We start from the raw sequence: 19,266 nt of genomic DNA on the forward strand, positions 1-19,266 counted from the left end.
CGCGGCGTGGGCCGCCGATTGTGGCTGCGGCACACTTGCGTGCATGCCCCCACGTTTGTACCTCGATGTGCCGCTGGACGCCGGCACCGTGCTCGCCCTGCCCCCGGAGGCGGCCCGCCATGTGCAGGTGCTTCGCCTGCAGCCCGGCGACGCGCTCACGCTGTTCGACGGCCGCGGGGGCGAGTGGCAGGCCGAGGTGCTGCACATGGGCGGTCGCCAGCAGGTGGAGGTGCGCCCGCTCGCCCGCCACGCCGTGTCGCGCGAGCTGCCCTGCGCCGTGACGCTGGCCGTGGGCATGCCGGCCAACGAGCGCATGGACGCGCTGGTCGAGAAGGCCACCGAGCTGGGCGTGGCGGTGCTGCAGCCCTTGCAGTGCGCACGCAGCGTGCTGCGGCTCGCGGGCGAACGCGCCGAGCGGCGCCAGGCCCACTGGCAGGCGGTGGCCGTGGCGGCGGCCGAGCAGAGCGGGCGCACCCAGGTGCCGCGCGTGCAGCCGGTGTGCACGCCGGCGCAGTGGCTCGCCACGCTGCCCCCGGCCGAGGGCAGCCAGCGCCACGTGCTGTGCTTTGCGCCCGATGCGCGGCCCGCGTCGGCCCTGTGCGGCAGCGCCGGGCCGGCGATGGTGATGAGCGGGCCGGAAGGCGGGCTCACGCCCGAGGAGGAGGCCCTGGCCCGGCAGCGCGGCTTCGCGCCGGTGTCGCTCGGCCCGCGTGTGCTGCGGGCCGACACCGCCCCGCTGGCCGCGCTGGTGCTGCTGGCGGCCGGCCGCTGACGCGCCCCTGCGCGGCGGCGCCGGCCCGCCGCACTTGACCTTGCCATGGGGGCAGCCTCCATCCTGCCCCACCTGGCGCCTCGCCTGCGCACCTGCCCACGCCCATGCCCATGCCCCTGACCGACTCGGCCCCGCCGACCCCGACGCCCCGCCAGGGCCTGCTCTGGCTCACGGTCTGCCAGGGCCTGTTCCTGCTGAACAACGTGGTGTTCATGGCCGTCAACGGCCTGGTGGGCCTGTCGCTCGCGCCCAGTGGCTGGCTGGCCACGCTGCCGCTGACGGCCTACGTGCTGGGCGGCGCGCTGTCCACCGGCCTGGTGGCCCGGCACCAGCAGCGGGTGGGGCGCCGGCGCGCCTTCCAGGCCGGCCTCGCGGTGGCCATGGTGGCCTCCGCCCTGTGCGCGGTGGCGGCGCTCGTGGGCAGTTTCTGGTTGCTGGTGGGCGCCACGCTCCTGGGCGGCTACTACAACGCCAACGCGGCGCTGTACCGCTTCGCCGCCACCGAGGTGGCCGGGCCGGCGGGGCGCGAGCGGGCCATCTCCTGGGTGCTGGCCGGCGGCGTGGTGGGCGGCGTGCTCGGGCCCGAGCTGGCCCAGGCCACGCGGGATGCGCTGGCGGTGCCGTTCGCCGGCGCCTATGCCACGCTGGTGGCGGTGGCGGCAATGTCCATGCTGAGCCTGTCGCGCATCGAGTTCCCGGTGCTGCCGCCGGTGCCGTCCGGCGCGGCCGGCCACCTGCCCGCCGGCTTCCTGCGGCGCGCGCCGGTGGTGGCCGCCATCGCGGCCTCCGCGCTCGGCTACGGGGTGATGAACCTGCTGATGGCCGCCACGCCCATCGCCATGCAGGTGTGCAGCCACCCGTTCTCGGCGGTGGCCTGGGTGCTGGAGTGGCATGTGCTGGGCATGTACCTGCCGAGCTTCTTCACCGGCAGCCTGATCCGCCGCCTGGGCGTGAAGCCGGTGCTGCTGGCGGGGGTGCTGCTCAACGCGGCCTGCATCGCGGTGGCGCTGCACGGCGTGGACCTGATGCACTTCACGGGCGCGCTGCTGCTGCTGGGCGTGGGCTGGAACTTCCTCTACGTGGGCGGTACCACGCTGTACACCGAGACCTATGCGCCCGAGCACAAGGTGCGGGCGCAGGCCCTGATGGACCGCTGCGTGCTGGGCACCATGACGCTCACGTCCTTCGGCTCGGGTGCCCTGGTCACCACGGGCGGCTGGCAGGCGATGAACCTGGGCGCGCTGCTGCCGCTGGCGCTGCTGGCCGTGCTGCTGTGGCGCCTGCCGGGGCGGGCAGCCGGCCCGGCCGTCAGCGCGCCGAGCCGCTGACGAGCTCGAAGCGGAACAGGCGGCACTCGATGGCGCCGTTCCACATCGGCGTGCGCCGGCTTTCCTTCAGGCGCAGCAGCTGCGGCAGCTTCGCCTCGGGCGTGAGCACGTGGGCGGTCCAGCCGCCGTAGTGCTTCTTCCAGTGGCTGGCCAGGCGGGCGTAGAAGTCCGCCGCGTCCTGGGCCCCCTCGAAGCGCTCGCCGCCGACCAGCGCGGGGCCGGCGCCCTGCGCCTGGCCTTGCCCCTTGGGCGCGATGCGTTCGCCGTAGGGCGGGTTCATCACGATCAGGCCACGCGGCGCCGGTGGCGGCCGCTGCAGCACGTCGGCCGTCTTGAACTCGATGGCGTGGCGCACCCCGGCGCGCTCGGCGTTGCGGGCGGCGAAATCGGTCATGCGGAACGAGACGTCGCCCGCCCACACCGGCACCGCCGGGGCATGCACCGCTTGGCGCGCCTGCTGCTGCATCTGCGCCCATGCGCTGCGCAGGGCCGGGCTGCCGAAGGGCAGCAGCCGCTCGAACGCGAAGCGCCGGTGCAGGCCCGGTGCCATGCCGCAGGCGATCTGGGCCGCCTCGATGGCAATGGTGCCGGCGCCGCAGCAGGGGTCGAGCAGGCCGCCGTCCTCGGGCCGCCCGTGCCAGCCGGCAGCGGCCAGCATGGCGGCGGCCAGCGTCTCTTTCAGCGGCGCCTCGCCCTTGACCTGCACCTGCCCGCCCTGGGCGTTGCGCCAGCCGCGCTTGAACAGCGCCTCGCCGGACAGGTCGATCGCCAGGCTGGCGTGCTCGGGGCCCAGGTGCAGCACCAGGCCCAGGTCGGGGTGGCGCGTGTCCACGCTGGGCCGCTCGCCGGTGGCCTCGCGCAGGGTGTCGCACACCGCGTCCTTCACCTTGAGCGCGGCGAAGTTGATGCTGCGCAGCGGCGAGCGCCAGGCCGAGGCGTCCACGCGCAGCGTGTGGCGTGGCGTGATCCACTGCGGCCAGGCGATGCGGCGCGCCAGGGCGTAGATGTCCTGCTCGCTGGCGTAGGGGCCGTCGGCCACCTGCCACAGCACACGCTGCGCGAGCCGGCTGCCGAGGTTCAGGCGCATGGCGGCGATGGCATCGCCTTGCACCCACACGCCGCCGCGGCCCTCGTCCACGGGCACGCCTGCGCCCAGCAGCACGCGGCACTCGGCCGCCAGGTAGGGCTCCACGCCCGCCGCGCAGGGCAGGAACAGCGTGCCATCCATGGCGCCCCCTTCCTGCCGGCCGCGCGCAGCGCCGGCCTCGTCAAGCGGCGTGCGCGGATCCGGCTTCGCCGGGCCGCTGCGCGAGCCCCCTTGGGGGGCAGCGACCGGCAGGGAGCGTGGGGGCGGGCTTTCTGCGCCGGCCTCGTCACGCGGCGTGCGCGGATCCGGCTTCGCCGGGCCGCTGTGCGAGCCCCCCCGGGGGGCAGCGACCGGCAGGGAGCGTGGGGGCTGACTCACAGTGCTTTGCGAAGGTTGGCCGGCGCGATCTTGAGCGCCTCGCGGTACTTGGCCACGGTGCGCCGGGCCACCTGGATGCCCTGCTCCTCGAGCATGTCGGCGATCTGGCTGTCCGACAGCGGCTTGCGGGTGTCCTCGGCCGCGACGAACTGCTTGATGAGCGCGCGCACGGCGGTGGACGACGCGTTGCCACCGGCGTCGGTGTTCAGCGAGGAGCCGAAGAAGTACTTCAGCTCGAAGGTGCCGAAGGGCGTGGCCATGTACTTGGCCGTGGTCACGCGGCTGATGGTGGATTCATGCAGGCCCAGCTCGTCGGCGATCTCGCGCAGCACCAGCGGCTTCATGGCGATCTCGCCGTGGCTGAAGAAGGCCTTCTGGCGCTCGACGATGGCCTGGCTCACGCGCAGGATGGTGTCGAAGCGCTGCTGGATGTTGCGGATGAACCAGCGCGCCTCCTGCAGCCGGGCCGACAGGCCGCTGGGCCCGTTGCCGCGCTGGCCGCGTACGGCCTGGGCGTACAGGTCGGACACCCGCAGCCTGGGCATCACGTCGGGGTTGAGCACGGCCTTCCACTGGCGGCCCGCCTTCTGCACGATCACGTCGGGCACGACGATGAGGTTGTCCGCCCGCGCGAACGGCCGGCCGGGCTTGGGCTCGCAGGCCACGATGAGGGCCTGCGCGGCCTTCACGGTGGCCTCGTCGCAGCCGGTGGCGGCGGCGAGCTTCTTCAGGTCGCGGCGGGCCAGCAGATCGAGGTGGGCGCCCGCGATGGCGATGGCGCATGCGCGGGCTGCGCACGCGGGCTTGTCGCGCAGCTGCAGCGCCAGGCACTCGCCCAGGCAGGAGGCACCCACGCCCGCGGGCTCCATGCTCTGCAGCCACTTCAGGCCGCAACGCAGCTGGTCGAGCAGCTCCTCGCGGCCCTCGGGCGTGGTGATGCCGAGCGACTCCGCCAGCCGCTCGGCGATCTCGTCGAGCGAGCCGTCGAGGTAGCCGTCGTCGTCCAGCGACTCGATGAGCACGTGCACGGCGGCCGCGTCGGCGGGTGCCAGGCGCATGCCGGCCAGCTGGCCGCGCAGGTGGTCCTGCAGCGACGGCGCCAGGCTGTTGCGGTCCTGCGCGTCCAGGCCGTCGTCGTCGCCGCCCGGCCCCGCCGGGCTGGACGAGGGCAGCTCGCGGATGCCGTCGAAGTCGTCGCGCTCGGTGCCGTTCTCCCAGTCGTCGCGCTCGGTGGTGCCGAACTCGGCGCCGTCCACGCCCGCCGGCTCGTCGGCCGTGTCGCCCGCGGTGCCGGAGGCGGCCTCCTGCTCGTCGCGCGTGGCCCGCTCGGGCGCCACGTACTCGAAGGGCGGATGGTCTTCCTCCGGCTCCAGGAAGGGGTTCTGCTCGAGCATCTGCTCGACTTCCTGGTGCAGCTCCAGCGTGGACAGCTGCAGCAGGCGGATGGATTGCTGCAGCTGCGGCGTGAGCGCCAGGTGCTGCGACAGGCGAACCTGCAGGGTGGGCTTCATGTCCAGCCCTACATGCGGAAGTGTTCACCGAGGTACACGCGGCGCACGTCCGGGTTCTCGATGATGTGGTCGGGCGTGCCTTCGGCCAGCACCGAGCCCTCGCTGATGATGTACGCGCGGTCGCAGATGCCCAGCGTCTCGCGCACGTTGTGGTCGGTGATCAGCACGCCGATGCCACGGGCCTTCAGGAAGCCGATGATGCGCTGGATCTCGATCACGGCGATGGGGTCCACGCCGGCGAAGGGCTCGTCCAGCAGGATGAAGCGCGGCTGGGTGGCCAGCGCGCGGGCGATCTCCACCCGCCGCCGCTCGCCGCCGGACAGCGCCGGCGCGGGCGATTCGCGCAGGCCCGAGAGGCTCAGGTCGAGCAGCAGGGCGTCGAGCTGGCGCTGGATCTCGGCGTCGCGCAGCGGTTTGCCGGTGGCGTCGAGCTGCAGCTCGAGCACGGCGCGGATGTTCTCCTCCACCGTGAGCTTGCGGAAGATGGAGGCCTCCTGCGGCAGGTAGCTCAGGCCCAGGCGCGAGCGCTGGTGGATCGGCTGGTGCTCCACCGCGGTGCCGTCGATGTGGATCGTGCCGGCATCGCAGCGCACCAGGCCCACCACCATGTAGAAGGTGGTGGTCTTGCCGGCGCCGTTGGGCCCGAGCAGCCCCACCACCTCGCCGGCCCCCACGGCCAGGTGCACGTTCTTCACCACGGTGCGCGCGCCGTAGCTCTTGCGCAGGCCCGCGGCCTCCAGGCGGCTGCCGTTCACGGCGGACCCGGTGGGCGGGGCGCTCACCGGGCCGGCTCCGACGCGGCCGCGTCGGCCGAGCGCGGGATGAACACCAGGCGCGCACGCCCGGGCGCGGCGCCCGGCGTGGCGGGTGCGCCGCCCTCGAAGGTGATGGTGTCGCTGCGCTGCTCGTAGCTGATCACGGCGGCGCTGGCCTCGTCGGGCGGGCCGCTCGCGCGCAGCACGCGCAGCTGGGCGTCGCCCACGAAGCGCACGCGCTCCGCGGCGCCGTCGTATTCCACGCGCGCGGCCTCGGCTTCCACGTACTCGTCCACCCGGTCGCGCTTCTGGCGGAAGGTGGCCGGGCGGCCGGCCGCGCCGATCGCGGTGGCATGGAAGCGCCCGGGCGTGTCCTCGCGCACCTCCACGCGGTCGGCCTTGATCTGCAGCGTGCCCTGGGTGATGACCACGTTGCCGCTGATCACCGTGACACGGGATTTCAGGTCGACCGTCGCGGACTGCTGGCCGTCGCTGACGATCTCCATGGGCTTGCTGCGGTCGGCGCGTTCGGCGCCGGCGGGGGCCGCCAGCGCCAGCACGGCCAGGCCGGTGAGCAGGCGGGCGAAGGGCGGGACGGGGGCTGGGCGCATGAAAATCGGCATGAAACTTGCAGGCCGATTCTAGCCCCAGCGGGGGCCGGGGAGGCGGAAAACCTGCGCACTCCGCCCGCGTGGCGAGCCGGGGCGTGGTCGGGTGTCAGCCCTTGCGGGCGAGTTCGACCAGGTGGTCCACCACCAGGAAGGCCTTGTCCACGCCGCCCGCCATGGCGGCCGAGGTGCGGAAGCGCCCCTGCACGCCCAGCATGGGCACGCTGTCCACGCCGTAGGCGTCGGACAGCTGCTTGGCCTGGCGCGCCTTGCCGATGACGCTGAAGGACTTCATCGCGTCGGCGACCTTGGCGCCGTCGGCGCCGTTGGCGCTGACGAAGGCGGCCACGTCGGCCTCGGTGACCAGGCGCTTGCGGTCGACGTGGATGGCGTTGAAGAACTTGCGGTGCAGGCTGCCCAGCAGGCCCAGCGCCTCGAAGGCATAGAACACCTTCTGGTGGAACTCGTACTGCGGCGTGAAGGCGGCCGGCACCCGGCGGAAGGCGACGTCGGCCGGCAGCTTGGCCAGCCACTGCTCGACGAACGGCTCCAGCGAGAAGCAGTGCGGGCAGCCGTACCAGAAGAACTCGACCACCTCCACCTTGCCCGCGGCCGCCGGGGCGACCGGCTGCGACAGGCGGACGAAGTGCTTGCCCTCCACCGGCCCGCCCTGGGCCTGGGCGGCCCGGGGCAGCCAAGCGGGGGCGGCGGCGGCCAGGCCGAGGCAGTGGAAGTGGCGCCGGGTGATCGAGCGGTTCATCGGATGGGCTTTCGTAGGGTGTCGGTCGGTGCGGGAGGCGGGATGGAGCCGGGCGACGCGGTTCAGTTCCGCTCCAGGCGCACCAGCGCGGCGTCGATGCCGGCGGCCTTCAGCCGCTCCTGCTGGGTGGTGGCCTCGGCCTGGGAGTCGTAGGGACCCAGGCGCACGCGGTGGACGACCCGGCCACTCTGTTCCCGTTCGTGCACCTTGGCGCCGAAGCCCTGCAGGGCCAGCCGGGCGCGCTGCTGCTCGGCATCGTCGGCGCTGGAGAAGGCGCCGGCCTGCACGTAGTAGACGAAGGCATCGCCGGCCGGCGGCCGGGCGGGGCCGGGCGTGGCGGCCGGCGCGCGCAGCGGCGGAGGCGGCACCGGCTCGCCGGAGAGGATCGCGGCCGCGTCGCGCTGCGACCGCGGGGCGGCTGCGGCAGGCGCCGACGCGGGGGCGGGCCGCTGCGCCGCGGGCGCCTCGGGGTAGGCCGGCAGCGCCGACGCCGCCGGCTTGGCCGGCACCGGCTTGCCGCCCAGGCCGGCGTTCGGGTCCCAGTTCCTGAGCTTCTCGGCCTCGGCCGCTTCCTGCTCGGGCGTGCGGTGCGGCACCTTGTCGTGGAAGGGCGACGGCACCTTGGCGATGTAGAGCGCCACGCCCAGCGCCACCGCCAGGCCCACGAGCAGGCCGACGATGAGGCCGAGCGCGAATCCGCCGCGCTGGCGGGTGGGGACCGTCATCGGCCTCATGCTGTCTCCGTCGTGGTGGTGTCTCGGCCCATGGATTCCGGTGCGCCCACGCCCAGCAGGGCCAGCGCATTGCGCAGCACGACACGGGTGGCGTCCAGCAGCGCCAGGCGGGCGCGCGCCAGCGCGGCGTCGTCCACGAGGAAGCGCTCGGCGGCATAGTAGCTGTGGTACGCCCCGGCCAGGTCGCGCAGGTAGAACGCCACGTCGTGCGGCGCCAGGTCGCGCGCGGCGTGGGCCAGCATGTCGGGGTAGTCGGCCAGCTTGAGCATCAGCGCGGCCTCGGCCGGCGCGGTCAGCAGCGACAGGTCCGCGCCCGCCATGGCCGCCTCGTCGTGCCCCATCTCGCGCGCCCGGGCCAGCACCGAGCAGATGCGCGCATGCGCGTACTGCACGTAGAACACCGGGTTCTCGTCGTTCTGCTTCACGGCCAGGTCGACGTCGAAGGTGAACTCGGTGTCGGCCTTGCGGCTGATGAGGAAGAAGCGCACCGCGTCGCGGCTGGTCCAGTCGATCAGGTCGCGCAGGGTGACGTAGCTGCCGGCGCGCTTGCTGATCTTCACCTCGGCGCCGTCGCGCACCACGCGCACCATGGTGTTGAGCACGTAGTCCGGGTAGCCCTCGGGGATGCCGACGCCGGCCGCCTGCAGGCCGCCGCGCACGCGGGCGATGGTGCCGTGGTGGTCGGTGCCCTGGCAGTTGACCACCTTGGTGAAGCCGCGCTCCCACTTGTTCAGGTGGTAGGCCACGTCGGGCACGAAGTACGTGTAGGTGCCGTCGGACTTGCGCATCACGCGGTCCTTGTCGTCACCGTAGTCGGTGGTGCGCAGCCACAGCGCGCCACCGTCCTCGAAGGTCTTGCCCGCGGCCACCAGGCGCTCGACGGTCTGCGCCACGCGGCCGCTGGCGTACAGGCCCGACTCCAGGAAGTAGTTGTCGAAGCGCACGCCGAAGGCCTGCAGGTCCAGGTCCTGCTCATGGCGCAGGTAGGCCACGGCGAACTGGCGGATGCCGTCCAGGTCGTCCGGGTCGCCCGAGGCGGTGAACTCGCGGTCGTCGGCCTTCACCGTCTTCCTGGCCAGGAAGTCGGCCGCGATGTCGGCGATGTAGTCGCCGTTGTAGGCGGCTTCGGGCCAGTCGGCGTCGCCGGGCTTCAGGCCCTGGATGCGGCACTGGGTGGAGGTGGCCAGCGTGGCGATCTGCACGCCCGCGTCGTTGTAATAGAACTCGCGCGTGACCGACCAGCCCTGGGTCTCGAACAGCGCGCTGATGGAGTCGCCCAGCGCGCCCTGGCGGGCGTGGCCCACGTGCAGCGGCCCGGTGGGGTTGGCGGAGACGAACTCCACCATCACGCGCTGGCCGTTGGCCGGCCGGCGGCCGAAGGCCTCGCCCGCGGCGCGCACCTCGGCCACGATGGCCTGCTTGGCGGCGGGGGCCAGGCGCAGGTTGATGAAGCCGGGGCCGGCGATCTCCAGCGCGCTGACCCAGCGCTGCACCTCCGGCTGAGTGTTCAGCGCGTCGACGAGCGCCTGCGCCAGCGCGCGCGGGTTGCTCTTCAGCGGCTTGGCCAGCTGCATGGCGGCGGTGATGGCGAGGTCGCCGTGGGCCGCCTGCTTGGGAGACTCGAAGACCGGCGTGAAGGGGTGGTCGGGGGCCAGCTGCGCCACGGCGCGGGCCAGCGCGAGCTGCAGCTCTGCCTTGGCTTGGATCATGGTGGGCGGGATTCTACGGGCCGCCCCAGCGCCGGACGGCGCGGCCCGCCGCGGGCGATGGAGGCGATTTGCGGGGTCGAACGGGGGCTGTTCGGCATGCGGGCTGCCCGGCTCTCGGGCACAGTGGCCTCCTGGTGCCCTGCGGTCGGACCCGACACGGGGCAAGCACCCAGGCCGCCCGCAAGCCGTGACCTCCACCCGCCCGTCCCGCTCCTCGCCGTCCTCGTCGTCGCTGCCCTCGGGCTTGGGCTCGGGGGCGCGCTCGCGGCCGCGCGGCGGGCACTCCACCGTGGCGCTGGCGCGGCTGGAGCCGGACGACCCGCCCATGATCGGCAAGTACCGGGTGCTGCGGCGCCTGGGCGAAGGCGCCACCAGCGAGGTGTTCCTCGCCTACGACGACTTCCACGACCGCGAGGTGGCGATCAAGCGGGTGCGCTCGGCCGTCGGGCGCTCCGAGGCCGACGTGCACTTCTCGCCCCACTTCTTTGCCGCCGAGGCGGCGCTGGTGGGGCGGCTGAACCACCCGAACGTGGTGCAGATCCACGACTCGGTGGACGATGGCATGCGGCCCTACCTGGTGATGGAGTATGTGCCAGGGGCCACCCTGCGCCACTTCTGCCAGCAGGACCGCCTGCTGCCGCTGGAACAGGTGGTGGAGATCGGCTTCAAGTGCGCCATGGCGCTGGGCTACGTGTGGCGCCAGGGGCTGATCCACCGGGACGTGAAGCCGGCCAACATCCTGGCCATCACCGACGGCCCCGAGCTGCTCGACATCAAGCTCACCGACTTCGGCAGCGTGCTGAACATGGGCTCCGACCGCACGCAGATCCACCGCGTGGGCTCGCTGGCCTACATGTCCCCGGAGCAGCTCGAAGGCTCCACGCTCGATTGCCGGGCCGACATCTATTCGCTGGCGGCGGTGCTGTACCACCTCATCGCCGGCCGCCCGCCGTTCGAGGCGGAGAGCCAGGGCGCGCTGCTGCACATGATCTGCCACGCCGAGGCCCCGTCGCTCACCGGCCTGCGCGAGGGCGTCAGCGAGGCGCTGGACCTCACCATCCGCAGCGCGCTGGCCAAGGCGCCGGCCGACCGCCCCGAGGACTGGGACCAGTTCGCGCAGGCGCTGTCCGCCCTGATCACCAACCACGAGGTGCCGCGCGGCCAGCTGCAGCGCGTGCTCGACTCGGAGCGCTTCAACCTGCTGCGCTCACTGGAGTTCTTCGCCGAGTTCGGCGACGTGGAGCTGTGGGAGGTGGTGCACCGCGCCAAGTGGCAGCGTTTTCCCTTCGGCCACAAGATCTTCAAGCGCGGCCAGGAGGGCAAGCAGTTCTACTGCATCGCCCAGGGCGAGGTGGAGGTGTTCCGCGACGGCGAACGCGTGGCGCGCCTGGGCGCCGGCACCTCGGTGGGCGAGATGGCCTACCTGGCGCCCAGCCCCGACCTGCGCAAGCACGTGGCCGACGTCATCGTGAGCGAGCCCTGCACCACGGTGTCCTTCAACCCCGACAGCCTGGCCCAGCTCACGCCGGACACCCGCCACCGCTTCGACGCCGCCTTCATCCGCGTGCTCGTGCGCCGGCTGCATGCCGCCCACGAGGCCCTGGCGCACCCGCGGCGCATCCTCTGACGCCCGCAGGCCGGGCGTCCGGCGTTGCCAAGGCGGCAACAAAGCCGCCCCGTGTTGACTCAATGCCATAAGTTGGCGCAATAATCCGCGCATGGATTCCTTGCGTGCCATGCGGGTCTTCGCCCGCGTCATCGACGAGGGCAGCTTTGCCGGCGCTGCGCGGGCGCTGGACCTGGCCCCGGCCGTCGTCACCCGCCTGGTCGCCGAGCTGGAGGAACACCTCGGTGCGCGCCTGATGAACCGCACCACCCGCCGCATCGCGCTCACCGAGATCGGCGAGGCCTACCTGGAGCGTGTGCGACGCATCCTGGCCGACGTGGACGAGGCGGAGGCGCTGGCCCATGCGTCGGTGGCCGAGCCGCGCGGCCCGGTGCGGCTGCTGATGCCGCCGGCGGTGGCGGTGCACCAGCTGGCCAAGCACCTGCCGCGTTTCCACGCGCGCTACCCGCTGGTGTCGGTGGAGATCGTCGCCAGCGGGCCGGTGGAGACGGTGGACGACAGCTTCGACCTGAGCGTCATGGTGCTGCGCAAGCCCCTGGACGGCAACTTCGTCGCGCGGCGCCTGGCGCGCACCGAGGTGATCACCTGCGCCTCGCCCGAGTACCTGGACCGCCGCGGCCGGCCGCAGCACCCGCGCGAGCTGCTGGAGCACGACGTGCTGATCCCGCCCATCTCCGACCTGCAGCGCGCGATGACCTTCTACCGTGGCGCGGTGGGCGAAAACGGCGAAGGGGCGTTCGAGACCCACCATGCCGTGCCGCACCGCGGCGTGCTCAGCACCATCCACACCGACACCAACTACGCCGCCGCGCTGGCCGGGCTCGGCATCGCCGGGCTGCCGTCCTTCGTGGTGGCCGATGCGCTGATCGAGCATGCGCTGGAGCGCGTGCTGCCCGAGTGGCGCCTGTTCTCGTCCACGCTGTGGGTGGGCATGCCCACCCGCCAGCATGTGCCGGCGCGCACGCGGGCGATGCTCGATTTCCTGGTCGAGATCTTCGGCGGCGAGGACCGGGACCCCTGGCTGGCCGCCGCGGGCTGCGAGACCTGCACCGCCACGCCCATCGAGGCGCCGGGCGCGCTGGCCTAGCCTAGAAGGTGTAGCCGCGCGCCACGGCGTGGCCGCCCAGCGGCTCGAGCAGGGGCAGCAGCTCGGCCAGCGGCCGGTAGCGCATCGCCACCTTGGTGGCATAGCCGATGAAGCGGGGCAGGTCCTCGCGGTAGTGCGGCTTGCCGTCGCGGTGCTTCAGGCGGCAGAAGATGCCCATCACCTTGAGGTGGCGCTGCAGGCCCATCCACTCCACCTGGCGCCAGAACTCGCCGAAGTCCTCGGGCACCGCCAGGCCGGCCTGGCGGGCGGCGTCCCAGTAGCGCACCGCCCAGTCGATCTCCTGCTCCTCCTCCCACGAGAAGAAGGCATCGCGGATGAGCGAGGCGATGTCGTAGCTCAGCGGGCCCCGCACCGCGTCCTGGAAGTCCAGCACGGCGGGATTGGGGTCGGACACCATGAGGTTGCGCACCATGTAGTCACGGTGCACCGGCACCACCGGCTGGGCCAGCGCGCTGGCCACCAGCAGGTCGCACACCTTCTGCCACCGGGCCTGCTCGGTGGGGCCCCAGGTGATGCCGTGCTCGCGCTGCACGCACCACTCGGGGAACAGCGCCAGCTCCCGGCGCAGCAGGGCGTCGTCGTAGGGCGGCAGGTCGCCGGCCGGCAGGTGCTGCTGCCAGTGCACCAGGGCACGGATGGCGTCGCGCATCAGGCGCTGCGCGGTGGCCGTGTCGGCCTCGCGCAGGGCGTCCAGGTAGCTGTGCGGTCCCACGTCCTCCAGCAGCGCGAAGCCCTGGGCCGCGTCGGCCGCCAGCACCTCGGGCGCATGCAGACCCGCCTCGCGGATGCGCCGGGCCAGGGCCAGGAAGTGGCCACTGTCGGAATCGTGCGGCGGCGCGTCCATGACGATCGCCGTGGCACCGCCCGGGCCGTCCAGGCGGAAGTAGCGCCGCGCGCTGGCGTCCGCGGACGCGGCGCGCAGGCTCGCCAGCCGCCAGCCGCCAGGCGCGGCGGCCTCGGCGAGCCAGCGGTCGAAGGCGGCGTGGCGGGCCGGATCGGCCCAGGTGATCGGTGCCTGCGCGGCGGCAGGCGGCGTGGGCGCCGTGGCGGTCATCGGGGTCGGGAATGCGCGTGGATAATCCGCGGCGATTCTAGTGACGCCCTGCCCGTGCCGCGGCGCTGAAGCGGTGCCCGGGTTCGAGCAGGCCGCCTGGCCGGCCCGGCGTGGCGGCGCCCTTTCCACCCCACCGCGCTCGCCCGCGCCCCAGCCGCGTCCTTCCCGCGTGACCCGCCAGACCCCGTCCCGCCCGTTGCGCCCCTCCCCCTGCCCGGCGGCCCCCGCCGTGCTGGCCCTGGCCTGCGCCCTCGCGTGCGCGGGCGTCCGGGCGCAGCCGGCCGCGCCCCTGCCGGTGGAACTCACCGCCAACGATGTGCGCAGCACGCTGGACGGCGAGACGGTGGCCGAAGGCGAGGTGCTGCTGCGCCAGGGCGCCATGCACCTCAGCGCCGACCTGCTGCGCTACCACGCCAGCACCCAGTGGGCCCGCGCCAGCGGCCAGGTGGTGCTGCAGCGGGAGGGGGACCGCTTCACGGGCACCGAGGCCCAGGTCAACCTCGCCACCCGGGCCGGCTCGGTGCGCCACCCCACCTACCACTTCGCCCGCACGGGCGCGGGCGGCCAGGCCGAGCGCATCGACTTCTCCGGCGAGCGCCGGCTCACCGCGCTGCGCGCCGACTACACGAGCTGCCCGCGCGACCAGGCCACCGGGGACGAGATGGGCCCGCCCCCGCAGCCCGACTGGCTGCTCTCGGCGGACCGCCTGGAACTGGATTTCGAGCGCAACGAGGGCGTGGCGCACGGGGCGGTGCTGCAGTTCCTGGGCGTGCCCATCCTGGCGGCGCCGGCGATCAGCTTTCCCGCCACGGGCGAGCGCAAGTCCGGCTGGCTGCCGCCCGAGCTCGACAGCGACACGCGCGGCGGCATTTCCCTGGCGGTGCCCTACTACTGGAACCTGGCGCCCAACTACGACCTCATCACCACGCCTTCCGTGGCCACCCGCCGCGGCTTCGGGCTGGAGGCCGAGCTGCGTTACCTGCAGCCCGCCGACGAGGGACGGCTGGACGTGCACACCGTGCCGCACGACCGCGTGGCGCCCGAGGGGCGGCAGACGCGGTATTCGCTCGACTGGGCGCATGTGGGCACGCTCGACCGCGAGTGGCGCTATGCGGCCCGCGTCATGCGCGCCTCGGACGACGAGTACTGGAAGGACTTCTCCAACCAGCTGCCCAGCCTGACGCGGCGACTGCTGCCCCAGGCCGCCTCGCTGGAGCGGCGCTGGTGGCTGGGCGCCGACAGCCGGCTCGACCTGTACGCCCGCACCCAGGCCTGGCAGGTGCTGCAGGACGAGGCCGCCATCCTGCCGCCCTACGAGCGCATGCCGCAGCTGGGCCTGCGCGGCCTCGGCGGCGGCGCCGTGCGCTGGGAGCTGGAGGCCGAGGCCAACCGCTTCGAGCGGGCGGACGACCTGGTGGGCGACAGCCGCAGCGACGGGTCGCGCGTGCACCTGCAGGGTGCGCTGTACCGGCCCTTCGACGAAGGCTGGGGCTGGTTCACGCCCCGCCTGGCGCTGAACGCGGCCAGCTACCGCACCGACCGCCCCATGAGCGACGGCCGGCGCGACGCCACCCGCGTCATCCCCACGGCCAGCGCGGACGCCGGCCTGCGCTTCGACCGTGCCAGCACGCTGTTCGACCGCGACCTGCGCCAGACCCTGGAGCCGCGGCTGCACTACGTGAACACCCCGTGGCGCGACCAGGCGGCGCTGCCGCTGTTCGACACCGCGGCGAGCGACTTCAACGCGGTGTCGATCTACGCGGACAACCCGTTCTCGGGCATCGACCGCATCGCCGACACCCACCAGGTGACGCTGGGCGCCACCTCGCGCTGGGTGGAGCGCGGCAGCGGCGTCGAACGCCTGCGCCTGGGCGTGGCGCAGCGCTTCCTGTTCCGTGACCAGCGCCTCACGCCCGAAGGCGTGGAGGGCGACAAGCGGGTCTCCGACCTGCTGCTGTTCGGCTCGGGCAGCCTGTTCCAGAGCTGGGTGTTCGATGGCACGGTGCAGTACAACGCCGTGATCGACCGGCCGGTGCGCTCCATCGTGTCGGCGCGCTGGCAGCCCGAACCGTTCCACACCTTGTCCGGCACCTACCGGTATGCGCGCGGCCTGTCCGAGCAGTTCGAGCTGGGCTGGCAGTGGCCGCTGTACCGCGGCGCGCCGCGCGCCAACGGCTGCGGCGGCACGCTGTACGGCGTGGGCCGGGTCAACTTCAGCATGCGCGAGAGCCGGGTCACCGATTCCCTCGCGGGGCTGGAGTACGACGCCGGCTGCTGGATCGGCCGCTTCGTCGTCCAGCGGGTGTCGACCAGCCTGGACGAGGCGACCACCCGCTGGATGCTGCAGCTGGAGCTGGTGGGCCTGTCCCGCCTGGGCAGCAACCCGCTGAAGGTCCTGAAGGACAATATCCCCGGCTACCGGCTGCTGCGCGACGACGCCGACGAACCGGCGTCGCGCCTGGCCAGCCCCACGATTCCCTCGAGCCCATGACCCACCCCTTCCTCCTTCGTGCCGCCGCCCTGGCGCTGGGCGCCACCCTGCTGGCGGGCGGCCCCGTCGCCCGCGCGCAGCAGCCGGCCCCGCGCGTCGCCACGCAGTCGGCCGACTACATCGTGGCCGTCGTCAACAACGAGCTGGTCACGCAGGTCGAGGTGGAGCAGCGGCTGGCGCGCATCCGCGCCGATGCGCAGCGCTCCGGCGCCCGGCTGCCGCCCGACGACGAGCTGCGCCGCCAGGTGCTCAACGCGCTCATCGAGGAGCGGGTGATCGTCACCTACGCCCGTGACAGCGGCATGCGCGTGGACGAGCCCGAGCTCGACCGGGCCGTGGCCAACGTGGCGGCGATGAACAAGCTCACGGTCGAGCGCCTGCAGCAGCGCCTGCGTGCCGAGGGCGTCGACTACGCGCGCTTTCGCGCCAACCTGCGCGACCAGATCCTGGCCGAGCGGGTGCGCGAGCGCGAGGTCGTCAGCCGCATCCGGGTGACCGACGCGGAGGTGGACGCCACCCTGGCCCAGCGCCAGGCCAAGCTCGGTGCGTCCACCGAGCTCAACATCGCGCAGATCCTCGTCTCGGTGCCGGAGAGCGCCTCGGCGGACGTGGTGGCCGAGCGGCGGGCGCGGGCCCAGGCCGTGATCCAGCGCCTGCGCGCCGGCGAGCCCTTCGACCGTGTCGCGCGCGAGGTCTCGGAGGACGCCAACCGCGAAAAGGGCGGCGAGATCGGCCCGAAGCCCGAGGAGCGCCTGCCGGACCTCTTCGTCGAGGCGGTCAAGCCGCTGGCCGTGGGCGGCTTCTCGGCCGAGCCCCTGCGCAGCGGGGCCGGCTGGCACGTGCTGAAGCTGCTGTCGCGCAGCGAGACCAGCATGGCCACCGTGACGCAGACGCGTGCGCGCCACATCCTGCTGCGGCCGTCGGCCACGGTGTCGGCCGAGGCGGCGGGCCGGCGCCTGGTCGAGCTGCGCGAGCAGGTGGTGTCCGGACAGCGCCGCTTCGAGGACCTGGCGCGCCAGTTCTCCGAGGACGGCAGTGCCGCGGCGGGCGGGGATCTGGGCTGGGCCTCGCCGGGCAACTTCGTGCCGGAGTTCGAGGAGGCCATGGCCCGCCTGCCGCTCGGCGGCGTGTCCGCCCCCATCGTGTCGCGCTTCGGCGTGCACCTCATCCAGGTGGTCGAGCGCCGCCAGGTCCCCATCGACCCCAAGGAGCTGCGCGAGCAGGTGCGCAACACCTTGCGCGAGCAGAAGTTCGACCCGGCCTACGCCGACTGGGTGGCCGAGCTGCGTGCCCGGGCCTACATCGAGATGCGCGAGCCGCCGCAGGCCTTGTGAAGCCCCACACCGCGCGCAAGCGCTTCGGCCAGCACTTCCTGACTGACAGCGCCATCATCGACGCCATCGTGCGCGCCATCGACCCGCGGCCGGGCCAGGCGCTGGTGGAGATCGGCCCCGGCCTGGGCGCGCTCACCGAGCCGCTGCTGGCGCGCGGCGAGCGCCTGACCGTGGTGGAGCTCGACCGCGACCTGGCCGCGCGCCTGCGCCGCAATCCCGCGCTGCAGGTGGTGGAGTCGGACGTGCTGCGCGTGGATTTCGGCGCGCTGGCGGACGCCGCGGGCCAGCCGCTGCGTGTGGTGGGCAACCTGCCCTACAACATCTCCACGCCCATCCTGTTCCACCTGCTGCCGTGGGCCCACCGTGTGGTCGACCAGCACTTCATGCTGCAGAAGGAAGTGGTGGACCGCATGGCCGCCGGGCCGGGCAGCAAGACCTATGGTCGGTTGTCGGTGATGCTGCAGTGGCGCTACGACATCGAGTCGCTCGTCGACGTGCCGCCCGAGGCCTTCGACCCGCCGCCGCAGGTCGATTCGGCCGTGGTGCGCATGACGCCCTGGCCACAGGCGGCCGACGTGGACCCCGCCCGGCTCGAGGCGCTGGTGGCTGCCGCGTTCTCCCAGCGCCGCAAGCTGCTGCGCCACGCGCTGGGCCGCTGGCTCGAAGGCCAGGGCTACACCGGCGACTTCGACCTCCAGCGCCGCGCCGAGGAAGTCCCCGTCGCCGAGTTCATCGCCCTCGCGCAATCGCTTCCGCCCCACCAGTGACAAGGCCCGCCAAAGGCGGGCCAAGGTCACTCTCCAAGCGGTGGCCGCGGAGCCGGCTCCGCCGGGCCGCTGGCCGCGCCCCCTTGAGGGGGAGGCGCCGCCAGGCGCCTCGGGGGTGGGCAAGTTCTCAGGCGGCGTTGAGCCACATGGCGGTGTCGAACGCGCTGCTCATCATGGGCATGTTCATCCCGAAGTTCGGGTTGATGCCGTTCTTGCTGGCCGCCTTGGCGGCCGGCTTGGTTTCCGTGGGGGCCGTTTCCGCAGCCCGCTCCCATGACCCGTTTTCCTGGGAGCGGGCTACTGAAAAGAATAGAAGCACCTGAACGGTATCTTCCTTTCGGCCCAGAAGTCGGCGGCGTCACGGAAGACGTCCAGCAGCTGCTCGCGCGATTCGCGGTCGAAGCGCGGGTTGTCGGGGATCTGCTCGAGCACGACGATGAAGCCGGGCTGGGAGCCCGCCTTGTGGACAAGGTCCGTCATGCAGTCGTACAGCGCGTCCAGGTTCTTGCCGAAGTGCTGCGGAAAGAGGAACGAGCTGGCGATGCCGTCGAGCACGTCCTGCTTGGATTGCGCCTCGGAGAGATTGGCGTACAGGAAGTGCTGGCCAGCTTCCTGCGCCGCGCTCATCAGGTCGTCGACCCGATAGGCGCGTATTGCCTGCACGATGTTGGGACGGACGGTCTGCAAGAGCATGGTCACGTTCCTCCTTGATCAACGATGAAACCGAACGAAGCTCGCCCCGCAGATCACTTCACGATGCGGCGAAAGCTCGCGTAGTGATCTTCGGTATAGAAACAGGCTTCGGGTTCCCGCGGCTGCACGCCGCCGCAGACGATGCGCCGTGCGCCACGGTCACGGGACCCCGGCGTGGGCACGGTGTATTCGCGGTAGTACCCTCGCGGATGGCTGGGCAGCAGGCGCTCGCGGTTGCCGAACACGGTGCCGTCCTTCGCGTAGGGGAAGGGGCCGCCGGAGCGGATCAAGCGCTCGGTGTGCTGGGCCTCCGCCGGCAAGGCGGCCAGGGCCACCGTACCGGCCGCCGGTGCTGACCCGCGAAACGACTCGCGGGCGGGGGCTCCAGCGCCAAGGGCCACCCCGAGCGCGCCGGCGAGGACCGCTGCCATCACGAACAGGCCGCCTCGCTTGCGCAAGAACCGCCCCTCCGGCAGTGAACCCCCTCTGGCCACGGGTTTACCCTGAAGACTCAAACCGTCATGGTACCCGAGTGGTTCGGAAACCACAA

The 19,266-nt window shown here is 72.9% G+C and carries 18 protein-coding genes; 7 read left to right on the forward strand and 11 right to left on the reverse strand.

The features are described from left to right. The first annotated feature begins 43 nt into the window (after positions 1-43). Positions 44-772, forward strand: coding sequence for a 16S rRNA (uracil(1498)-N(3))-methyltransferase (locus ACE3UN_RS13555; RefSeq protein WP_374675493.1), 729 nt, complete (start codon positions 44-46; stop codon positions 770-772). 104 nt (positions 773-876) lie between these two features. Beyond that, positions 877-2,100, forward strand: coding sequence for an MFS transporter (locus tag ACE3UN_RS13560; protein ID WP_374675494.1), 1,224 nt, complete (start codon positions 877-879; stop codon positions 2,098-2,100). On the opposite strand, the gene ACE3UN_RS13565 is transcribed toward ACE3UN_RS13560, so the two are convergent. The 7 genes from ACE3UN_RS13565 to argS all read right to left on the reverse strand — a co-directional run bounded on the left by ACE3UN_RS13565 (position 2,081) and on the right by argS (position 9,642). Next, the gene (locus ACE3UN_RS13565; protein WP_374675495.1) at positions 2,081-3,328 is read right to left on the reverse strand and encodes a class I SAM-dependent RNA methyltransferase; all 1,248 of its coding nucleotides are present in this window, start codon (positions 3,326-3,328) and stop codon (positions 2,081-2,083) included. The two genes, ACE3UN_RS13560 and ACE3UN_RS13565, sit on opposite strands and share 20 nt — an antisense overlap. A 233-nt stretch (positions 3,329-3,561) precedes the next feature. Beyond that, on the reverse strand, positions 3,562-5,076 hold the full coding sequence (locus tag ACE3UN_RS13570; protein WP_374675496.1) for an RNA polymerase factor sigma-54: 1,515 nt from the start codon (positions 5,074-5,076) through the stop codon (positions 3,562-3,564). Positions 5,077-5,084: 8 nt separating this feature from the next. Further along, the gene (gene lptB, locus ACE3UN_RS13575; protein ID WP_374675497.1) at positions 5,085-5,858 is read right to left on the reverse strand and encodes an LPS export ABC transporter ATP-binding protein; all 774 of its coding nucleotides are present in this window, start codon (positions 5,856-5,858) and stop codon (positions 5,085-5,087) included. Further along, positions 5,855-6,442: a lipopolysaccharide transport periplasmic protein LptA gene (lptA, locus tag ACE3UN_RS13580; protein WP_374675498.1), complete on the reverse strand. Its 588-nt coding sequence runs from the start codon at positions 6,440-6,442 to the stop codon at positions 5,855-5,857. The genes lptB and lptA overlap by 4 nt, the downstream gene beginning before the upstream one ends. A gap of 106 nt (positions 6,443-6,548) precedes the next feature. Continuing rightward, positions 6,549-7,199 (reverse strand): thiol:disulfide interchange protein DsbA/DsbL, encoded by a 651-nt coding sequence (locus tag ACE3UN_RS13585; RefSeq protein WP_374675499.1) that lies wholly within the window; start codon positions 7,197-7,199, stop codon positions 6,549-6,551. A 62-nt stretch (positions 7,200-7,261) separates the two neighbouring features. After that, a complete protein-coding gene (locus ACE3UN_RS13590; protein ID WP_374675500.1) occupies positions 7,262-7,924 on the reverse strand; it encodes an SPOR domain-containing protein in 663 nt (220 codons plus the stop codon). A 5-nt stretch (positions 7,925-7,929) separates the two neighbouring features. Continuing rightward, positions 7,930-9,642, reverse strand: a complete 1,713-nt coding sequence (gene argS / locus ACE3UN_RS13595) for an arginine--tRNA ligase (RefSeq protein ID WP_374675501.1) — start codon at positions 9,640-9,642, stop codon at positions 7,930-7,932. A gap of 187 nt (positions 9,643-9,829) precedes the next feature. Here argS and ACE3UN_RS13600 point away from each other — a divergent pair, with 187 nt between their 5' ends. Continuing rightward, positions 9,830-11,269 carry a serine/threonine-protein kinase gene (locus ACE3UN_RS13600; RefSeq protein WP_374675502.1) on the forward strand — a complete coding sequence of 480 codons (1,440 nt, stop codon included), beginning with the start codon at positions 9,830-9,832 and terminating at the stop codon, positions 11,267-11,269. A 91-nt stretch (positions 11,270-11,360) separates the two neighbouring features. Further along, a complete protein-coding gene (locus ACE3UN_RS13605) occupies positions 11,361-12,356 on the forward strand; it encodes a LysR family transcriptional regulator (RefSeq protein WP_374675503.1) in 996 nt (331 codons plus the stop codon). A 1-nt stretch (position 12,357) separates the two neighbouring features. Here ACE3UN_RS13605 and ACE3UN_RS13610 read toward each other — a convergent pair whose 3' ends face one another. Then, complete coding sequence (locus tag ACE3UN_RS13610; RefSeq protein ID WP_374675504.1) at positions 12,358-13,431, reverse strand: aminoglycoside phosphotransferase family protein; 1,074 nt, start codon at positions 13,429-13,431, stop codon at positions 12,358-12,360. A gap of 196 nt (positions 13,432-13,627) precedes the next feature. On the opposite strand from ACE3UN_RS13610, the gene ACE3UN_RS13615 reads away from it, so the two are divergent. The 3 genes from ACE3UN_RS13615 to rsmA are packed head-to-tail and all read left to right on the forward strand — an operon-like array spanning position 13,628 to position 18,023. After that, positions 13,628-15,922, forward strand: a complete 2,295-nt coding sequence (locus ACE3UN_RS13615) for an LPS-assembly protein LptD (RefSeq protein ID WP_374675505.1) — start codon at positions 13,628-13,630, stop codon at positions 15,920-15,922. Further along, positions 15,919-17,256 (forward strand): peptidylprolyl isomerase, encoded by a 1,338-nt coding sequence (locus tag ACE3UN_RS13620; RefSeq protein WP_374675506.1) that lies wholly within the window; start codon positions 15,919-15,921, stop codon positions 17,254-17,256. Before ACE3UN_RS13615 ends, ACE3UN_RS13620 begins: the two co-directional genes overlap by 4 nt. Further along, positions 17,253-18,023, forward strand: a complete 771-nt coding sequence (gene rsmA / locus ACE3UN_RS13625; RefSeq protein WP_374675507.1) for a 16S rRNA (adenine(1518)-N(6)/adenine(1519)-N(6))-dimethyltransferase RsmA — start codon at positions 17,253-17,255, stop codon at positions 18,021-18,023. The genes ACE3UN_RS13620 and rsmA overlap by 4 nt, the downstream gene beginning before the upstream one ends. A gap of 127 nt (positions 18,024-18,150) precedes the next feature. Here the strand turns inward: rsmA and ACE3UN_RS13630 are convergent, their stop codons facing one another. Genes ACE3UN_RS13630 through ACE3UN_RS13640 form a run of 3 tightly spaced genes read right to left on the reverse strand, consistent with a single transcriptional unit; the run spans position 18,151 to position 19,147 of the window. Continuing rightward, positions 18,151-18,342, reverse strand: coding sequence for a hypothetical protein (locus ACE3UN_RS13630; RefSeq protein ID WP_374675606.1), 192 nt, complete (start codon positions 18,340-18,342; stop codon positions 18,151-18,153). Next, positions 18,321-18,716: a barstar family protein gene (locus ACE3UN_RS13635; RefSeq protein WP_374675508.1), complete on the reverse strand. Its 396-nt coding sequence runs from the start codon at positions 18,714-18,716 to the stop codon at positions 18,321-18,323. Before ACE3UN_RS13635 ends, ACE3UN_RS13630 begins: the two co-directional genes overlap by 22 nt. Before the next feature lie 53 nt (positions 18,717-18,769). Then, complete coding sequence (locus tag ACE3UN_RS13640) at positions 18,770-19,147, reverse strand: ribonuclease domain-containing protein (protein ID WP_374675604.1); 378 nt, start codon at positions 19,145-19,147, stop codon at positions 18,770-18,772. Positions 19,148-19,266: the final 119 nt, after the last annotated feature.

Source organism: Ideonella sp. (assembly GCF_041918995.1).
Lineage (GTDB): Bacteria > Pseudomonadota > Gammaproteobacteria > Burkholderiales > Burkholderiaceae_C > Ideonella.